The following is a 16,979-nucleotide window of genomic DNA, read 5'->3' as shown; positions in this document are numbered from 1 at the left end:
GAAACGTCGGCGCTCAGCGAGTCGGCGAGCAGGCCGTACGCCCCGCACGGAAATGGAAACACCGCTGACCGGCACCCCGGGGTCCGGGTGCCGGCCAGCGATAGGTGTTCAGGTGCGGTGGTGCCGTGCGGTGGTGCCGGTGTCAGCTGTTCCAGTGCTGGTTGACGAGGTCGGTGGCCTGCTGCTCCCACTGGGCGTACGCGTCGGGGTAGGCGGAGACCTGGACGGTCTGCGCGGCGTCGGTCAGGGCCATGTCCTGCCAGCCGTCGACCTGCTTGAGGCCCTTGAGGAACGCGGTGGTGGAGTACTCCGGGTTGGTGATCTGCTCCGGCGTGCCCCAACCACTGGACGGGCGCTGCTGGAACAGGCCCAGCGAGTCGTGGTCGTTGGCGTCGCCGAGGTGGCCCAGGTTGTCCAGCTTCGACTCCTGCAGGCTCGTCGCGATCGAGATGACCGCGGCGCGCTCGGGCAGGCCGGCCTTCTTCGTCGCGGCGATGATCGCCTTGACGTTCGCGGTCTGCTCATCGTTCAGGGAGATGTGCGACTGGTCGCCCTGCGGCTTCGGCGCAGTAGTCTGCACGGCCACCGCGACGGGCTTGGCATCGACCGGGTTGGCGTGGGCGGCGATCGGGCCGGCGAAGACACCACCGGCGAACGCGAGACCAGCAACAGACAGCACGCTCTTACGCATGATCGTGTTCATGGGGGTAGCTCCTTCGGGGGTAGGAACACCCGCGCCACGCCGATCGGGGAAACGGCGGTCACGGGTGTGAGCACCTCGTCCGGCGCTGCACAAACAAGGGGGAAGTCAAGGGGGTGACACCCTGTCGGGCGTCGGGGTCGGGGTCGGCGACCTGCCGAGCGGGGGCTCGTGGCGCCGGGTCCATGTGTAACGACCGGGGGGCCAGGGTCATTCCGGGGCGGCCCATCCATCGGCACCCTCGTCATGGCGGTGCCTGCGGTCGTTCGTGGGGACTGTAACGACCGGGTGGAGCCTGGCATTCCAACCTGCGCGACCAGCCCTCAGCGGTCGGGCGGCGGGTCGGTGGTCCTGCGATCGTCAGGGTATGTAACGACCCCGGCCGCGCCATGATTCCGGCCCACGAGTGCGCCCGGCCACACCCCAGCACCGGACAAACCACCCACGGCGCGGCTTGGGCGCCCCAACCCACCGTCACCCGCGTGATCCACTCGGGTTCACGGAAGTCGGGGCATCCCGGACTCCCGGACACCCCGACTTCACCAAACCCGAGTCGATCACGACGGACTACGCGCGCCAGCTCGGGCGCAAAACGGACACATTTCGCAGTGATGGCGGCCAGGCCGGCGCACCTGGAGCAGGGCGCTCGGATCGACCTGAGCGACACCGGGTCTGCCGGGCGTTACCCTGACACCATGCAGGCCGTCTCCCCCACCCCGACCGGCGTGGCCTTCCTGGCGCGTCCCGGTCGCCCCGCCGTGGTGGCGAGAACACTCGCCGAGCTGGGCGGCCCGACCCGGGGTATCGTCGAACTGCCGGTCCGGTTGATGTGGAACGCCGAGCGCACTTTCGACCTCGGCGACCCCGACCAACTGCTCTGGATGTACGAGAACGTGCTCCGCGAGACCACCCGTGCCGACGACCTGCGGGCGCTGATCAACGGGCGGACCCTGCGCCGGGTGTGGCGACTGCTCAACCTGCCGCGGGGCGTACGGCAGGCGTGGGAGAGCCGGCACCGCGGCCTGCGCGCGGCGTGATCGCGCCGCACCTGCACGAGTTCTACCGGGAGGTGGCCCGGGTGGCGCTGACCGCCGCCGGGCCGTACCGGTTCGTGTTGGGGGGTGGGGTGGCCTGGGCGGCGCACGGGTTGGTCGCCCGCCCGACGGAGGACGTCGATCTCTTCGCGGACGTGGAGGGCGCGGCGGCGGCGGCGTCCGCCGGGGTGCGGGTGGCGTTGGAACGCGCCGGCTTCACCGTCACCGACGCGGACCCGGACAGTGAGCTGGCCGAGCTGTTCGACGGGTACGGCCAGGACATGAAGGACTTCGTGGTGAGCCGGGACGGCCGGCAGATCCGGCTCAGCCTCGCCCGGTTGGACCGTCAGCAGAGCCCGGTGGTGATGGACCTCGGCCCGGTCATGGACGTCCGTGACCTGGTGGCCAACAAGATCGCGGCACTCGTCAACAGGCGGGAGGTCCGGGACTTCATCGACGTGGCGGCGGCGCTGGAGCACTACGACGTGACCGAGCTGTTGGTGCTGGCACGGCAGGTCGACCCCGCGCTGGATCCGGCGGACGTGCGGGCCGCCGGCCGCTACCTGGACCGGTTGTCCGAGCAGCGCTTCGGCCGGTACGGCCTCAACGCGGCCGACATCGCCCAGGTCCGGCAGCGCTTCGCCGCCTGGCCGCGCTGACCCAGCCGCCGCCGGCGAACCGATCGACGAGACGGGCAACGCCCCGCAACAACCGGGCAACGACGGCGCGAGGAACCAGCGCAGCGACCGCGGCCCGGCGCAGCGCCCGGATCACGACTCGCCGGACCGGACCTCGTCGGGGCGGGCAGCCGAGCGGCGCCCACCCCGGTGGCGGATCACTTGGTCGGTCGACCGCCCGTGACCCCCAGGATCTCGCCGGTGACGTAGCTGGACTCCTGCGAGGCGAAGAAAACGTACGCGGGGGCCAGCTCGGCCGGCTGGCCGGGACGCCCCTCCGGGGTGTCGGTGCCGAACTGCTTCACCTTCTCCTCCGGCATCGTGGCTGGGATCAGTGGAGTCCAGACCGGGCCGGGTGCGACCGCGTTGACCCGGATGCCCTGCTGGGCCAGGTCGGCGGCGAGGGCCTTGGTGAAGTTGGCGATCCCCGCCTTCGTGGTGGCGTAGTCGAGCAGCTGCGGCGACGGGTCGAACGCCTGGATCGACGCCGTGTTGACGATCGCCGACCCCTCGGCCAGGTGCGGGATGGCCGCCTTGCAGAGCCAGAACATCGCGTACAGGTTGGTCTTCAGCACCCGGTCGAACTGCTCGGTGCTGATGCCGAGGATCCCCTTGTCCTGCGACATCTGGTAGGCCGCGTTGTTGACCAGGATGTCGATGCCGCCCAGGTCGCGGATCGCCCGGTCGACCAACTCCTGGCAGTGCGCCTCGTCGGTGATGTCGCCGCGTACCGCGATGCCTCGCCGGCCGGCCTCCTCGACCAGCCGGATGGTCTCCCGGGCGTCCGCGTCCTCCTCCTCGCTCAGGTACGAGATGAGCACGTCGGCGCCCTCCCGCGCGTACGCGATCGCGATGGCCCGGCCGATCCCCGAGTCACCGCCGGTGATCAGCGCCCGCTTGCCGTCGAGCTTGCCGCTGCCCCGGTACGACTCCTCCCCGTGGTCGGGCTTCGGGAACATGCCAGCGGTCGAGCCGGGCGGTGACTGCTGCTGTGCGGGCTGACCGGACTGCTGGCCGTACTGGCTGGTCGGGTCCTGCTGGGTGTGCTGGTCCTCGCTCACGTGATAACTCCTCACTGCGCGCGGGAAGCGGGGCTTTCCCGCGAATGTCGTCCCGGATCGCCCTACCCCGCACCTGCCTGCGGAAACCGCAGTAACGCCCGGGGCTGGCGTGGCGGGAGTGACGGCCGCTGGTTATGGTGCGCAAGGCGCTCACGAGGCGCGTCCACCCCCATGGAAAGGCACGTCATGACCTTCTCCTCCGCCCCGTCGCGCCGCCAGGTGCTCGTCGCCGCCGCTGCGGCGACGGCCGCCCCGCTGATCGCCGCCGCGCCCGCGCAGGCGGCCGGCAGGCCCCGGCCGCGCACCTGGGACCTCACCCTCCTCGGCACGTCGGACACCCACGGCAACGTCTACAACTGGGACTACTACCGCGACGCCGAGTACGACGACAGCAAGCACAACGACATCGGCGTCGCGAAACTGGCGACCCTGATCAACCAGATCCGCCGGGAGCGGCGCGGCAAGGCGACCCTGGTGCTGGACGCCGGTGACACGATCCAGGGCACGCCGCTGGCCACGTACTACGCCAAGCAGGAGCCGATCACCGCCACCGGGGAGAAGCACCCGATGGCCCGGGCCATGAACGTCATCGACTACGACGCGGTGACCCTCGGCAACCACGAGTTCAACTACGGTCTGCCGTTGCTGGACCTGTGGATCCGTCAGCTCGGCTTCCCGGCGCTCGCCGCCAACGCGGTGAACGCGAAGACCGGAAAGCCGGCCTTCCAGCCGTACGTCATCAAGAAGGTCTCCCTCGGTTTCGCCGCGCCGACCCTGCGGGTCGGCATCCTCGGGCTGACCAACCCCGGCGTGGCCATCTGGGACAAGGGCAACGTCGAGGGCAGGCTGCGCTTCGACGACATGGTCGCGACCGCCGCGAAGTGGGTGCCGATCATGCGGGCGCGCGGCGCGGACCTCGTGCTGATCTCCGCGCACGGCGGTGACAGCGGCACCTCCAGCTACGGCCCGGAGCTGCCCAACGAGAACCCGGTGGCGCTGATCGCCCAGCAGGTGCCCGGGATCGACGCGATCCTCTTCGGTCACGCGCACAACGAGGTGGTCGAGCGGTTCGTCACCAACGAGCGGACCGGCGCGCAGGTGCTGCTCTCCGAGCCGTCGAAGTGGGGCCAGCGGCTCACCCGGATGGACTTCACCCTCGCCCGGGAGCGTGGCCGTTGGACGATCACCACGAAGGCCGCCACCATGCTGAACACCAACACGGTGGTCGAGGACCCGAAGGTGCTCGCGGCGGTGCGGGCCCAACACCAGAAGACCATCGCGTACGTCAACCAGGTGGTCGCCCAGTCGACAGTGGAGTTGTCGGCGGCGGAGTCGCGGTACAAGGACACGCCGATCCTGGACTTCATCAACCACGTGCAGACCGAGGTGGTCGGCGCGGCCCTGGCCGGCACCACGTACGCGGACCTGCCGGTGCTGTCGATCGCGGCGCCGTTCAGTCGTACCGCGGTCTTCCCCGCCGGTGACGTCAAGATCCGCGACGTGGCCGGCCTGTACGTCTACGACAACACCCTCGAAGCGGTCGTGCTCAGCGGCGCCGAGGTGCGCGCGTACCTGGAGTACTCGGCGAAGTACTTCCGGACCCTCGCGCCGGGCGCGCCTGTCGACCCGGAGCAGATCAGCGACCCGGCGGTGCCGGACTACAACTACGACGTCTTCTCCGGCCTCGACTACGACATCGACATCGCCAAGCCGGTCGGACAGCGGATCACCCGACTGGTGCTGACCGGCACCGACACTCCGGTAGCCGACAACGCGCAGTTCGTGGTGGCGGTGAACAACTATCGGCGCAGCGGCGGCGGCAACTTCCCCGGCATCGTGAAGACCCAGGTCTACAACGCGCAGCAGGAGATCCGTCAGCTGCTCATCGACTGGGCGCAGGCCAAGGGGACGATCGACCCGGCCGACTTCTTCCAGCCCAACTGGCGGCTCGTACGCGAGGGCGTGCCGCTCTTCTGATCTCCGATCGTCGGCGGGCCGTGGGTGGCGACACCCGCGGCCCGCCGCGCGTGTGTCAGCCCTGCACGTTCCAGCGGACCGGGTCCTCGGGCTCCGGCTGATCTCGCCCGGGGTCGGTCTCGGTCAGCGCTACCCGCTCGTCGGGGCGGACCGCGGGCGGCAACTCCCCGAAGCGCGCGTGCCGCAGGAACGCGTACTCGTCATCGGTGAACGGCTGCTCGGCCATCGGCACCTCCTGTTGCTCCCCGTCATTGTCCGGTGTACGGGGTGCTCGACACCAGGTCACCGTCACACCGCGTAGAGCATCCTAGGATCCTGGGTGAGCAGTGGAGGACCGTCGACGCCGGTCGGGCAGCCGGTCGAGCACCGCGAGCGCCGCCCGGATCGGCCGCCGCCGCAGCATCTCGGCGAAGCTCGCCCGACCCTGGCAGAACTGGACGAACATCCGCCACCCCGGCGGGGTCGCCAACAGGGCGTGGAACACCCCCGGACGCCTGGTGAACACGTCAAGCAGCCGGAACCCGGCCCGCATCTCCGGCACCAGACGCTCGGCGACCGCCCGCTCGTACCCGGCCAGATCTCCGCCGGCGACCGCCGCGCCGGCCAACTCACCCGAGCGCAACGCGAAGCTGATGCCCTCCCGGCTCCACGGCTCCAGCAGCCCCGCCGCATCGCCCACGACAAGCACCCGACCGTTACGCAACGGCGAATCCTCCTCGCGGCACCGGGTCAGGTGACCGGAGTCGTGCTCCGCCGGCAACCCGGTCAGCCCCAACCGGTCGACGAACCGCCGCAGGTAGTCCCGGGTCCCCTCCCCCGCGCCCCGACCGGCGATCACACCGACAGTCAGTGTGTCGTTCTTGGGAAAGACCCAGGCGTACGAGCCCGGCATCGCGCCCCAGTCCAGCAGCAGCCGCCCCCGCCACCGCTCCTGCTCCGCCGGGGGCACCGGAATCTCCAGCTCCAGACCCAGGTCCACCTGCCGGTACCGCACCCCGACGTGCCGGGCGCTCACCCCCGAGGAACCATCCGCCCCGATCACCGCACGGGCCGCGATCGTCGTACCGTCGGCCAGCCGCAGGCGTACCCCCTCGGGGTCCTGCTCGATCGCGCGGACGGCGACCCGCTCCCGCACCTGCGCGCCGGCGGCGACCGCCGCCGCGCGCAGCCGGTCGTCGAACTCCTCGCGGCGCACCATCGTCACCACCGGACTGTCGTGGCGGCGGGTGAACTCCCGGCGGCCGTCGCGGGTGAACGTCACCCGGTCCACCCGGTCGTGCGCGGGCACCTCGATCCGACCGTGGACCGCCGCCAGGGAGGTGCCGATCAGGCCACCGCCGCAGGTCTTGTACCGCGGGTGCGCGGCCCGCTCGACAACAAGTGTGGACACGCCCGCGCGGGCAGCGGCGTAGGCCGCGGACAGGCCGGCGGGGCCGGCGCCGACGACAACGAGGTCCCAAACGATCACGAAAGCAGCCTAGGGGATGGCGAACCGCGCATTCGTTCGCCGAGGGGGTGATCCCGCACGGCTATCCTCGGTCGGTCCGCACCTGCGTCCCGACGCCTGACCGACAGCCCACCGGACGGGGAGCCGTACGTGGCCATCAGCATCGACAGGCTCACCCTGGGCTACGGCGACCACCTCGTGGTGGCCGACTTCGGCCTCGACGTCCGGCCCCGGGAGGCGGTGGCCCTGCGCGGGCCCAACGGCGCGGGAAAGTCCACCCTGCTGCGGTGCGTGGCAGGTCTGCACGCGCCGCGCGCGGGCACCGTGACGGTGGCCGGTCTCCCGGTGGACGAGCGGGACGCGGGGTTCCGCCGCGCGGTGGTGGCGATGCTCGACGACGTCGCCTGGTATCCGTCGCTCACGGTTCGCGAACACGTTGATCTGGTACGGCTGCTCAACCCTGCGGATACCGGCGCCTGGTGGGATCCGGTCGAGCTGCTGGATCTGCTCGCCCTGACCACCGTCGCCGACGACTCCCCGGTGCGGCTCTCCTCGGGTCAACGGCAGCGCCTGACGCTGGCCATGGCCTTCGCGCGGCCCAGCCGGGTGCTCCTGCTCGACGAGCCGGAACGACACCTGGACGCGGCGGGCCGGCAGACCGTGATCGACCTTGTGCGCGCGTATCTCGACCGGGACGGCGCCGCGCTGATCGCCACCCACGACCCCGACCTCGCCGAGACCTGCCGCGTCGTCGAGGTCACCGGGCCCGAACACTCTCGACACCCGCGATGAGTGTCGGACCGGCCCCGGTCTCCGCGCGTACGGTCCGGCGGTGGCTGCGGGCCCGACAGGTACGCCAGGCCCGGGAGCAGTGGAGCGCCGACGGGCTCTACACGGTCGCGCTGACGCTGATCTTCCTGCTCCTCATGATCGGTACGGCGGTACACGGCCATCTGCGGGACACCGACGGGAACGGGCCGGCGAGCACGGCCACCGTCCTGGCCGTGGCGCTGGGCAGCGTCGCGGCGCTCCTCGCGGGCGCGGCGCTGGCGGGGCCCCTCGCAACCTCCGCCGCGGCGCTGAGCTGGCTCGCCACCAGCCCGCTGCGGCGCGCCGAGATGCTGCGTCCCCGCCTCGTCGCCGTGCTCGGCGCCGGCCTCGTCGGCGGGGTGCCGCTGACCGTCGCCGCGGCCCGGCCGGCGGTCGTCGTCCCGGCGTTCGCCCTCGGCGTGGCGACGGCCGCCACGGCGGTGCTGGTGCAGACCTCGGCCCGTGATCCGGCCCGGGTGCTGCGGATCTCGGCGACGGTCTGCGGCGTCGCCGCGCTCACAGTGGGCCTGCTCGGCATCGCCTCGGCCGTGCGTCCCCCTGCCGTTCCGGTCACGGTGATCGCCGTGCTGACCGCCGCAGTGGCGACGTTCCTGGCCGCGCGGCGGCTCGACGCGGTACGGCTGACCACCCTGCACGCCTCCGGGGCGTCCGTGCTCGCGGCGACCGGCGGCGTCACGGCGGGAGATCCCGGCCTGCTGTCCCGGGTCGCCGAGGACCGCCGCTGGAAACGGCACCCGCCGCGCGGACGGTTCCGGCTGCCCGCCGGCTCCTCGGCGATCCCGGCCCACGACGTGATCACCCTCCTCCGCATGCCGTCGCGGATCCTCCTGATCGCGGCCTTCGCCGCCATCCCCGCCCTGATCACCGTCGCCCCCGCGAGCCGGGCCGCGCTCTGGCTCGCCTGCGGCCTGTACGCCACGGCCCAGGTCACCGGCAATGTCCGCTACGACGCCGACCGCCCCGGACTGGGCCGGCTGCTCGGCCGCACCGACGGTGCGCTGCTGCGGCTGCGCGCCGTCGTACCGGTGGGCGTCGCGGTGCTCTGGAGCGCCGGCTCCGCGGCGACGCTGGCCGGGCAGACGGGTGCCGACCCGGTGTGGGGCGCCGCTCTCGGCGCGGCGGCGGGCCCCGCGCTCGCCGCGGGTGCGCTGCGCTCCTGCCGTCGGTCGTTCGTCCGCCACGACTACCCGCTGATCGTCACGCCCCAGGGAGTGGTGCCCAGCGGACCGCTGCTCTGGGTCACCCAGGCGTTCGACGTGGCGCTGATCGGCACCCTGCCGGCCCTGGCCGCGATCACCGCCGACAGCGTCGGGGGTATCGCCGTGGCCATCCAGGCGGTCCTGTCCGTCGTCGTGCTGACCGCGTTCCTCACCGCGTCCGGGACGCGCCGGGCCCGTGGACGTCTCCGTCGCTCCGCCCGGGCGGCCGTGACCAGAGCGGTGACGGTGGTGTGGCGGCTCTGAGCCGCCCCACGCCCGCACGCCGCTGCCGCGCCTGATCAGCACCGCCCGATCGGGTGTGCATCTTCGGTCGGACAGGGGGTAACCGGCGCACGGCAACCGCCGCACGACGGCGGACAGACGAAGGAGGAACCATGCAGCAGGTGCAACTGTCGGAGGCCGAGCAACGGGTGTACCAGGCGGTCACCACTCTTGAGGCACGCGGACAGGTGCCCTACCCGGACCTGATCGCCGAGGAGTCCGGACTGACCGGAGAACAGGTGGGCACCCCCCTGCACCTGCTCACCGAGAAGGGCCTGCTGCACCGCGAGGACTCGCCGATGGCGGGCCTCGACTTCGGTCCCCGGTTCTGCGCCCGCCAGATGGCGTGACCCGCGGAACAAGCCGGGACGATTCGCCCCCCGCTGACCCGGGTAGGGGTCAACGATGCGCGATCGACGGTCAACGGGGGGCACGATGAACGCGGCGCAACCGCCGCAACCGGTGGACGCGGCAGCGAACCGACGACGCTGGCAGGCCGTCGGCGTCGGACTGGTCGCCGCGTTCATGACGTTGCTCGACGTCAGCATCGTCAACGTCGCGGTGCCGTCCATCGACCGGGCGCTGCACGCCTCGTCGAGCGACCTCCAGTGGATCCTCTCCGGGTACGCGCTCACCTTCGGCCTGGCGCTGGTGCCCGCCGGTCGCTTCGGCGACGCCCGCGGCCGGCGCAACGCGTTCGTCTTCGGCATCGCACTGTTCACCCTGACCAGTGCGCTTGCCGGCCTCGCCACCTCACCGACCTGGCTGGTCCTCGCCCGCCTGCTCCAGGGTGCCGCAGCCGGCATCGTCAACCCGCAGGTCATCGGGCTGATCCAGCAGCTCTTCCGAGGCCCGGAACGGGCCCGCCCGTTCGGGCTGCTCGGCGCCACCATCGGTATCTCCACTGCGGTCGGGCCGCTGCTCGGCGGGATGCTCATCGCCGTCGGCGGCGAGGAACACGGGTGGCGGTGGGTCTTCTTCGTCAACGTGCCGGTCGGCATCCTCGCGGTGATCCTCGGCTGGCGTCTGCTGCCGGGCCGCCCCGCCGGTCAACCCGGCTGGCGTCAACTCGACCCCGTCGGTGTCCTGCTGCTCGGCATCGGCGTGGTCCTCGTCCTGCTCCCGCTCGTGCAGGAACAGCAGTGGCGGACCCCCTGGAAGTGGGCGCTCATCCCGGTCGGTCTCGCGGTGCTCGCCGTCTTCGGGCTCTGGGAACGGCGGTACGCACGCCACCACCAACCACTGTTCGACCTTCGACTGTTCAGCGTCCGGTCGTACACCCTGGGGTCGCTCATCGCGCTCGTCTACTTCGGCGGCTTCACCGCGATCTTCTTCATCTTCACGCTGTTCCTGCAGATGGGTCTCGGCTACAGCGCGCTCGTCGCGGGCCTGGCGATCACCCCGTTCGCCCTGGGTTCCGCCGCCGCAGCCGTGCTCGGTGGCCGCATCGTCAACCGCCTCGGCCGACCACTTGTCGCCATCGGTCTACTCACCATCGTGATCGGGCTGGTCGCGACGGTTGTCGCGTTGCACCTCGCCCCGGACGCCCCGGCCCCCTGGGTCACCGCCGGACCGCTGCTCGTCGCCGGCATCGGCAGCGGGCTGGTGATCGCACCCAACCAGACGATCACCCTCGCCGACGTCCCGGTAGCGCAGGCCGGTAGTGGCGCGGGCATGCTCCAGACCGGTCAGCGGATCGGCGCCGCCGCCGGCATCGCCGCCGTCGGCTCGCTGTTCTTCTCATCGCTCGCCGACAGCCGCGGCAACTGGACCACATCCTTCGAACGGTCGCTCATGCTGGCCACCGGCATCATCGCGCTCGCGCTGATCTGCGCGCTGATCGACATCCTCCGTACACGCCACCAGAAAACCTGACAACACCAGGGGTACGCCGCCGGCCGGCACCCCCGGCGCCGGGCCGGCCACTCCGGTAACGCCGCTGGCCGGCGCCCCGGGTGCCGGGCCAGCCCGCCCGGCAACGCCGCTGGCGGGCACCCCCGGGTGCCGGGCCAGCCCGTCCGATAACGCCGCCAGCGGGCGCCCCAGGTTGCGGGATGCCCGGCCAGCGATCGGTGGCGTAATCCGGTGGCGGTCGCCGTCGCCGCGTCCGTGGCCAGCGGCCAGCGGGGTCGGCGTGGTTGTCCAGGTGTAGCGAGATGACACGTGGGCGCTCAGCGAGTTGGCGAGCAGGCCGTACGCGCGGCACGGAAGTGGAAACAGCGCTGACCGGCACCCCGTGGTGCGGATGCCGGTCAGCGACAGGTGTTCGGGTGCGGTGGTGCGGTGGTGCCGTGCGGTGGTGCGGTGGTGCCGTGCGGTGGTGCGGTGGTGCGGTGGTGCCGGTGTCAGCTGTTCCAGTGCTGGCCGACCAGGTCGGTGGCCTGCTGCTCCCACTGGGCGTACGCGTCGGGGTAGGCGGAGACCTGGACGGTCTGCGCGGCGTCGGTCAGTGCCATGTCCTGCCAGCCGTCGACCTGGCGCAGGCCCTTGAGGAACGCGGTGGTGGAGTACTCCGGGTTGGTGATCTGCTCCGGCGTACCCCAACCCGAGCTGGGGCGTTGCTGGAACAGGCCCAGCGAGTCGTGGTCGTTGGCGTCGCCGAGGTGGCCCAGGTTGTCCAGCTTCGACTCCTGCAGGCTCGTCGCGATCGAGATGACCGCGGCGCGCTCGGGCAGGCCGGCCTTCTTCGTCGCGGCGATGATCGCCTTGACGTTGGCGGTCTGCTCATCGTTCAGGGAGATGTGCGACTGGTCGCCCTGCGGCTTCGGCGCAGTGGTCTGCACGGCCACCGCGACGGGCTTGGCATCCACCGGGGCGGCGGCGTGGGCGGCGATCGGACCGGCGAACACACCACCGGCGAACGCGAGACCAGCAACGGACAGCACGCTCTTACGCATGATCGTGTTCATGGGGGTAGCTCCTTCGGGGGTAGGAAACACCCAGCGCCAGGGGGAAAGCGGCAGGGTGTGAGCACCTCGTCCGGCGCTGCACGTTCACAACGGCGAAAAGTCTTGGAGGTGGGCGACCAGCAAGCCCGGAGACTCACGGCGCCCGGCGGGGCTACCTACAAGCGAGGGCTTGCGGCGCCCGGGGCGGCGACCTACAAGCGGGGCTCGTGGCGCCGGGTCCATCTGTAACGACCGGCGGGCCGGGGTCATTCCGGGGGCGGCCCGTCCATCGGCACCACGTGGAGGCGGTCACCGGGTGGTCGTTCGTGGGGACTGTAACGACCGGGCCGCGGCCCGCATTCCGACCCCGCTAGGGGCGGCGAGCCGGCGGTACTGCGATCGTCAGGGTATGTAACGACTCCGCCCCGGCCAGCATTCCGGCCCCCGGGTGCGACCCGTCACGTCGGCCAAACCGCCCAGATTGGTGGGAAAGCCCAGCGGCTTCCCGCCTGCGGCACCAGGCGAGCCGACACCGCGCCAGACCGCGCCCGAACCGGGCATGATCCACTCGGAGTCTTTGATAACGCGGCATCCGGGACGCTCCGACAGCCCGACATCATGAAACGCGAGTCGATCGAGGCCTGTCGGCCACGGCCAGCGCTCCCGAAAGCGACAAATGCGGCAGGGGGCGTCATTGTTCAGTTCGGGTTCGCCGCGCCTTCGCTGAGTCTGCCCACCTGGTCCGGGACGTGGTCGTCTCCGACCTGGATCGGTCGAAGGCCCTGACGTTCCTGATCTCGACGCCTCGGAGCGCCCGGGTGCCGGCGAGGAGGTACCCGGCGGCTACCGGACCCACCCGGACCGGACCTATCCGGACCGACGCCCCGAGAGTCGGACGAGCTCGGGGCGACGGGCGCTGGCGCCCGTCGGAGTGATCCGACGGGCGCCAGCTTCAGGTGCGATCCGGGCAGGGCCCGGTGGTGTGCGGATTAGTGCGCGGTCCCACCGAGGCGCTGGCGGCGACGCCAGGCCAGGGTCAGCAGCAGCATGACCGCTCCGGCGCCCACCAGGCCACCGCCGAGCTTCATCGGCGTGCCGATGCTGTCACCGGTGACCGGCAACGGCTGCTTCTTGTGCAGCACCCGCAGCTCGGTGCTGGCGGAACGGCCGGACTCCCGACCCGTGGCGGTGAAGGTCAGGTGACCCGTCACCGACGGCTTGTAGCTCTTGGTGAATCGTCCCTGGGCGTCGGTGTACGCCGTGAAGGTCAGCGGCGCGCTCGCCTGGTAGGCCACCGGGACCATCGCCACGGTGCTGCCGTCGCTGCGGCGAGCCGGAGCCTGACCGCCGGCCGGGGCAGCAAGCGGAGCTACCGTCACCACGATGTCGACCGTCTCGTTCGGACCGAAGCCGGTGCCCGTCAACACGACCGTCTCACCGAGGAAGATCGTCGGCCGGTTGACGGTCAGCGAGGCTGCGGCTGGCGGGTACGGCGGCGGTTGCGGCGGGTCGGTGGTCGCGCTTGGCGTCGGCTGCGGCTGTGCCGCCCCCGCTGCCGTCGGCACGGCCACCACGGCCAGGCCGACCGTGAGCGCCATGATGATGCGGGATAGCCGCATGATTGGTTCCCTCCTACTGGTCACAGCTTGGTGCGGAATGAACTTGGGTGGTCCAGGGGCTGGCGGTGGGGGTCAGCCACAGCTCGGCCTGCCCGACGCCGGTCTTGGCCGTCAGCACGGTGACCTCCAGCACCTTCTCGACGCCGGGGCCGACGTCGACACTTGCGGTCGCCACCTGGCGGCGGCGTTCCGTGCCGCTGCCAAGCGCCGTCTCGGCCCCGTCGAGCCGGGCCTCGAGCACTGCCCCGCCAGCCGGGCTGAAAATCGACACCAACGTGCGGGCGGTGTAGGGGTCGCCCGCCAGACCTAGCCCGAGGACGGATTCGCTAAGTCCGGACTTCGGAGCGGTCGAGCGCAGGGTCACCCGCAGCCGGAGCTCGCGGCGACCGTCGGGCCGGCATTCGCCCACCGTCAGGTTCGCCGTCGGCCGCAGGTAGTAGCCGAGCTTCGCGCCGCTGCCGTCGTTGAGGAACACGCCGACGGTCGGCACGGTGTCCTGTTCCGGAAGCGTCCCGGCCATCCGGCTCGCGCCGAATGTCCGCTGTTCCTCAGGTCGGGCACTCCAGAACAATATCCGCCGTTCGGTGATAGCACGGTCAAATGCGGACAACAACACACGAGGGTTGACATTCTTCTTGAAGAAGGCGTCGAACACCGACGCGGCCGACGCCGCGAAGAAGTCGTCCTGCTGCCGTACGTTCAGCCTCTGGTAGCTGTCGTTGAGCAGGGTCTGCACGACCTTCTCGCTGGCCAGCGGGACACCACCGGGCACCAACACCGGACCCGTCGCCTTGAGCAGGTACGACAGCACCACCGGGTCGACGGCGAGCACACCGTCGACGGTGATGTTCGTCGAGCGCCGGAACATCTCGCGGTACAGCGCGGCGGCGCTCGGGAAGTGCGGAGACAGATTGACGTCGGCGGGATAGATGCCGGGCAGGTCGGTCCAGAGCGCCCGGATCTCGGCGGGCACCTTCAGCGCCGGGGTGAACCGGCCGAGCGAGGCACTGCTGCCCTGCTTGCCCATCTTCACCGCGCCGTTCTCCGCCTCGATCATCGCGTACGCGCCGAACATGCCTCCGGTGGCGCGCAACTCGGCGAGGTTCTGCGAGACCAGCAGGTACCGTCGCGGTCCGTTCGCGCCGAGCAGCGGCGGCAGCAGGCGGGCTCCCTGATCGGCGGCCGTGGTGAGGCCGGCCAGTCGGTCGATCTCGTCGCGCAGGTCCGTCAGTGCCTGCCGGACCTGGCTGACCAGGCGGTCGGCCGGGACCGCGCCCAGGTCTCGGCGGGTCCGCTGCACCGACTCGTTGACCCCGGTCAGCTCGGTGGACACCGCGGTGAGCTGAGCGAGATCCAGCCGGCCGCCGCTCGGCACCAGCCGGGTCAGATCCGTCCGCAGCAGACTCGGAAACGCCTCCCGGGCCAGTTGGTCGATGGCGACGGCGATCCGGCGGACGGCGTCGAGATCGTCACCCGCGATCGGCGTCCGCCGGCCGAGTCGCCAACTCGGATCGGCCGTCGCCGCCCGAGCGGCGCCGGACTGCTCCTGCAGGGCGTCGAGCGTCCGCAGGGCGCGTTCGGTGTCCCCACCCACCACCTGCGCGCTCAACTCCCGGGCCAGGCCGGCGGCGTTGAGCAGGTGGGTACGCGCCTGCCAGCCACGGAAGCCGATCCAGCCGCCGGTCGCCAGCAGCAGCGAGCCGACGACCAGGGCGCCGAGGAGGGCACGTCGCAGTCGGGCCCGCCGACGGCGCCGGGACCGGCTCCGCCGCCGGGTCGGCCGTTCGCTTTCCGTCACACCACACTCCCGTTCGCGGAACCGGACAGAAGGTCGGTTCCCTGACGTTCTTAGCACGTGTCGGGGAACTTCGTACTCTTATTGGCTTCTTCGCCCTTTAAGCGAGTTTCCTTCGCAGTTCGCCGACGGGCTCGGTGACACGTCCCGCCGCCTCGTGCAGCAACCGCTCGATCCGGTCCACCCCGGCGGGCAGCGACATCTCCCGCAGGTACGCGGCCCGCCCCCGGCGACCCATCTCGGTACGCGACGGCGGCGGGATGGTGGCGGCCAACCAGAACCGGTCGGCCAGCGCCGCCCAGTCCTCCGGCGGGCAGGACAGCCCCGCCCGGACGCGTTCGACCAGCTCGGTGGTGTCGCCGCCGGCCGACGCGATCACCGGTGCGGCACAGGAGAGCGCCGCCTGCAACTTGCCGGGCACCGTGCCGCGCAGTTCCGGAAGGTCGCGCAGCATGACCAGCTGATAGTCGGCGGCCGCGTACAGCTCGGGCATGTCGACAGGCGACCGGCGCGCCACGAAGCGGACGTTGTCCGCGCCCAACTCGGCGGCGAGCCCCCGGACCCGCCGCTCGGCCGAGCCCGAACCGACCAGGACCAGGTCCATCGTCCGGTCCAGCGCCGCGGCCGCCCGGACCGCGGTCTCCAGCCCCTGCCGTGGGCCGATCGTGCCGGCGTGCATGACCACGCACCGACCGTCCCGACGGACCAGCTGACGGGCCGCCGCGCCCGGTGTCGCCGGATAGAAGATCCGCTCGTCGGTCCAGTTGAGCACCAGCCGGACGCGGTCCGGTTCGGCGCCGGCGGCGATGACCAGGTCCCGCATCGACGGCGCGGCGACCGCGATCCGCGCGGCCGACCGGTAGATCCGGGTCATCGCGCTGCCCAGCCGCGACACCCAACCCCCCTCGCCCGCCTCGTCGGTGCCGTCGCGGGTCCAGACGTCCTGGACGTGCAGCACCGTCGGCACCTGTCCGAGCAGCCGGAGCACCCCGGCGGCGGCGAACGTCGTGGCCGGGAGTTGGAAGACGTACAGCGCGTCGAGGCCGCTGAAGTATCGGCGGGCGGTGAGCGTCGCGCTGCCGGCGAAGGAGAGGTAGCTGGCCATCCGCGCGCCGGTGGACGTGGCGCCTCCCGGGTAACGGGGCACCCTGCGCACGGTCAGCCGTTCACTGTGCGTCTCGTGGTGCCACCGCTGCCGCCAGCCGGGATAGACGTGCCCGCCGGGGTAGTCCGGAAACCCGGTGAGCACCCGGACCTCGTGCCCCCGCGCGGCCAACTCCTCGGCGAGGCTGCCGGGGATGAACGCGGGCTCGGGCGGGAAGTGGTAGGACAGGATGCCGATCTTCATGGCCGCGCCCCCGTCCGCCGCGAATCGGCGGCGATCGGCGCGGCACCCCGACCGACGGGTGGACGGCGCGCGTACGATGCCGACAACCCCTCTCCGCGCGGCCGCCGGCACCGACGCACCG

Annotated in this window: 15 protein-coding genes; 7 read left to right on the top strand and 8 right to left on the bottom strand. The window is 71.6% G+C overall.

All coding sequences use genetic code 11. From position 1 onward, the window contains the following. Nucleotides 1-142: 142 nt before the first annotated feature. On the bottom strand, nucleotides 143-703 hold the full coding sequence (locus tag ACPXBU_RS32545) for a hypothetical protein (RefSeq protein ID WP_425761123.1): 561 nt from the start codon (nucleotides 701-703) through the stop codon (nucleotides 143-145). A 692-nt stretch (nucleotides 704-1,395) separates the two neighbouring features. Here ACPXBU_RS32545 and ACPXBU_RS32540 point away from each other — a divergent pair. Both ACPXBU_RS32540 and ACPXBU_RS32535 read left to right on the top strand, forming a co-directional pair. Beyond that, the gene (locus tag ACPXBU_RS32540) at nucleotides 1,396-1,737 is read left to right on the top strand and encodes a hypothetical protein (protein WP_425761122.1); all 342 of its coding nucleotides are present in this window, start codon (nucleotides 1,396-1,398) and stop codon (nucleotides 1,735-1,737) included. Further along, on the top strand, nucleotides 1,734-2,393 hold the full coding sequence (locus ACPXBU_RS32535; RefSeq protein ID WP_425761121.1) for a nucleotidyl transferase AbiEii/AbiGii toxin family protein: 660 nt from the start codon (nucleotides 1,734-1,736) through the stop codon (nucleotides 2,391-2,393). Before ACPXBU_RS32540 ends, ACPXBU_RS32535 begins: the two co-directional genes overlap by 4 nt. Before the next feature lie 176 nt (nucleotides 2,394-2,569). Here ACPXBU_RS32535 and ACPXBU_RS32530 read toward each other — a convergent pair whose 3' ends face one another. Continuing rightward, complete coding sequence (locus tag ACPXBU_RS32530) at nucleotides 2,570-3,472, bottom strand: SDR family oxidoreductase (protein ID WP_425761120.1); 903 nt, start codon at nucleotides 3,470-3,472, stop codon at nucleotides 2,570-2,572. 186 nt (nucleotides 3,473-3,658) lie between these two features. Here ACPXBU_RS32530 and ACPXBU_RS32525 point away from each other — a divergent pair, with 186 nt between their 5' ends. Beyond that, the gene (locus tag ACPXBU_RS32525; RefSeq protein WP_425761119.1) at nucleotides 3,659-5,449 is read left to right on the top strand and encodes a bifunctional metallophosphatase/5'-nucleotidase; all 1,791 of its coding nucleotides are present in this window, start codon (nucleotides 3,659-3,661) and stop codon (nucleotides 5,447-5,449) included. A 55-nt stretch (nucleotides 5,450-5,504) separates the two neighbouring features. Here the strand turns inward: ACPXBU_RS32525 and ACPXBU_RS32520 are convergent, their stop codons facing one another. Together ACPXBU_RS32520 and ACPXBU_RS32515 are read right to left on the bottom strand one after the other, a co-directional pair. After that, nucleotides 5,505-5,675 (bottom strand): hypothetical protein, encoded by a 171-nt coding sequence (locus tag ACPXBU_RS32520; protein WP_357249107.1) that lies wholly within the window; start codon nucleotides 5,673-5,675, stop codon nucleotides 5,505-5,507. Nucleotides 5,676-5,756: 81 nt separating this feature from the next. Further along, entirely contained in the window at nucleotides 5,757-6,917 is a 1,161-nt protein-coding gene (locus tag ACPXBU_RS32515; RefSeq protein ID WP_425761118.1) for a geranylgeranyl reductase family protein, read from the bottom strand. A gap of 129 nt (nucleotides 6,918-7,046) precedes the next feature. Between ACPXBU_RS32515 and ACPXBU_RS32510 the strand changes: the two genes are divergently transcribed. The 4 genes from ACPXBU_RS32510 to ACPXBU_RS32495 all read left to right on the top strand — a co-directional run bounded on the left by ACPXBU_RS32510 (nucleotide 7,047) and on the right by ACPXBU_RS32495 (nucleotide 11,083). Continuing rightward, the gene (locus ACPXBU_RS32510) at nucleotides 7,047-7,688 is read left to right on the top strand and encodes an ABC transporter ATP-binding protein (RefSeq protein ID WP_425761117.1); all 642 of its coding nucleotides are present in this window, start codon (nucleotides 7,047-7,049) and stop codon (nucleotides 7,686-7,688) included. Then, nucleotides 7,685-9,190, top strand: coding sequence for a DUF6297 family protein (locus ACPXBU_RS32505; RefSeq protein ID WP_425761116.1), 1,506 nt, complete (start codon nucleotides 7,685-7,687; stop codon nucleotides 9,188-9,190). Before ACPXBU_RS32510 ends, ACPXBU_RS32505 begins: the two co-directional genes overlap by 4 nt. 131 nt (nucleotides 9,191-9,321) lie before the next feature. Beyond that, the gene (locus tag ACPXBU_RS32500) at nucleotides 9,322-9,558 is read left to right on the top strand and encodes a hypothetical protein (RefSeq protein ID WP_393370505.1); all 237 of its coding nucleotides are present in this window, start codon (nucleotides 9,322-9,324) and stop codon (nucleotides 9,556-9,558) included. An 85-nt stretch (nucleotides 9,559-9,643) separates the two neighbouring features. Beyond that, nucleotides 9,644-11,083 carry an MFS transporter gene (locus ACPXBU_RS32495; protein WP_425761115.1) on the top strand — a complete coding sequence of 480 codons (1,440 nt, stop codon included), beginning with the start codon at nucleotides 9,644-9,646 and terminating at the stop codon, nucleotides 11,081-11,083. Nucleotides 11,084-11,553: 470 nt separating this feature from the next. Here the strand turns inward: ACPXBU_RS32495 and ACPXBU_RS32490 are convergent, their stop codons facing one another. From ACPXBU_RS32490 to ACPXBU_RS32475, 4 genes are all read right to left on the bottom strand, one after another. After that, entirely contained in the window at nucleotides 11,554-12,117 is a 564-nt protein-coding gene (locus ACPXBU_RS32490; RefSeq protein ID WP_425761114.1) for a hypothetical protein, read from the bottom strand. Nucleotides 12,118-13,085: 968 nt separating this feature from the next. After that, nucleotides 13,086-13,715, bottom strand: coding sequence for a hypothetical protein (locus ACPXBU_RS32485; protein ID WP_393370513.1), 630 nt, complete (start codon nucleotides 13,713-13,715; stop codon nucleotides 13,086-13,088). A gap of 13 nt (nucleotides 13,716-13,728) precedes the next feature. Continuing rightward, the gene (locus ACPXBU_RS32480) at nucleotides 13,729-15,513 is read right to left on the bottom strand and encodes a DUF4012 domain-containing protein (RefSeq protein ID WP_393370516.1); all 1,785 of its coding nucleotides are present in this window, start codon (nucleotides 15,511-15,513) and stop codon (nucleotides 13,729-13,731) included. Nucleotides 15,514-15,610: 97 nt separating this feature from the next. After that, nucleotides 15,611-16,858, bottom strand: coding sequence for a glycosyltransferase family 4 protein (locus ACPXBU_RS32475; RefSeq protein WP_393370519.1), 1,248 nt, complete (start codon nucleotides 16,856-16,858; stop codon nucleotides 15,611-15,613). Nucleotides 16,859-16,979: the final 121 nt, after the last annotated feature.

This window comes from Micromonospora sp. DT231 (assembly GCF_049847025.1).
Lineage (GTDB): Bacteria > Actinomycetota > Actinomycetes > Mycobacteriales > Micromonosporaceae > Micromonospora.
Note: the sequence above shows the minus strand (reverse complement) of the source record. Positions and strands in the feature narration are given on the sequence as shown.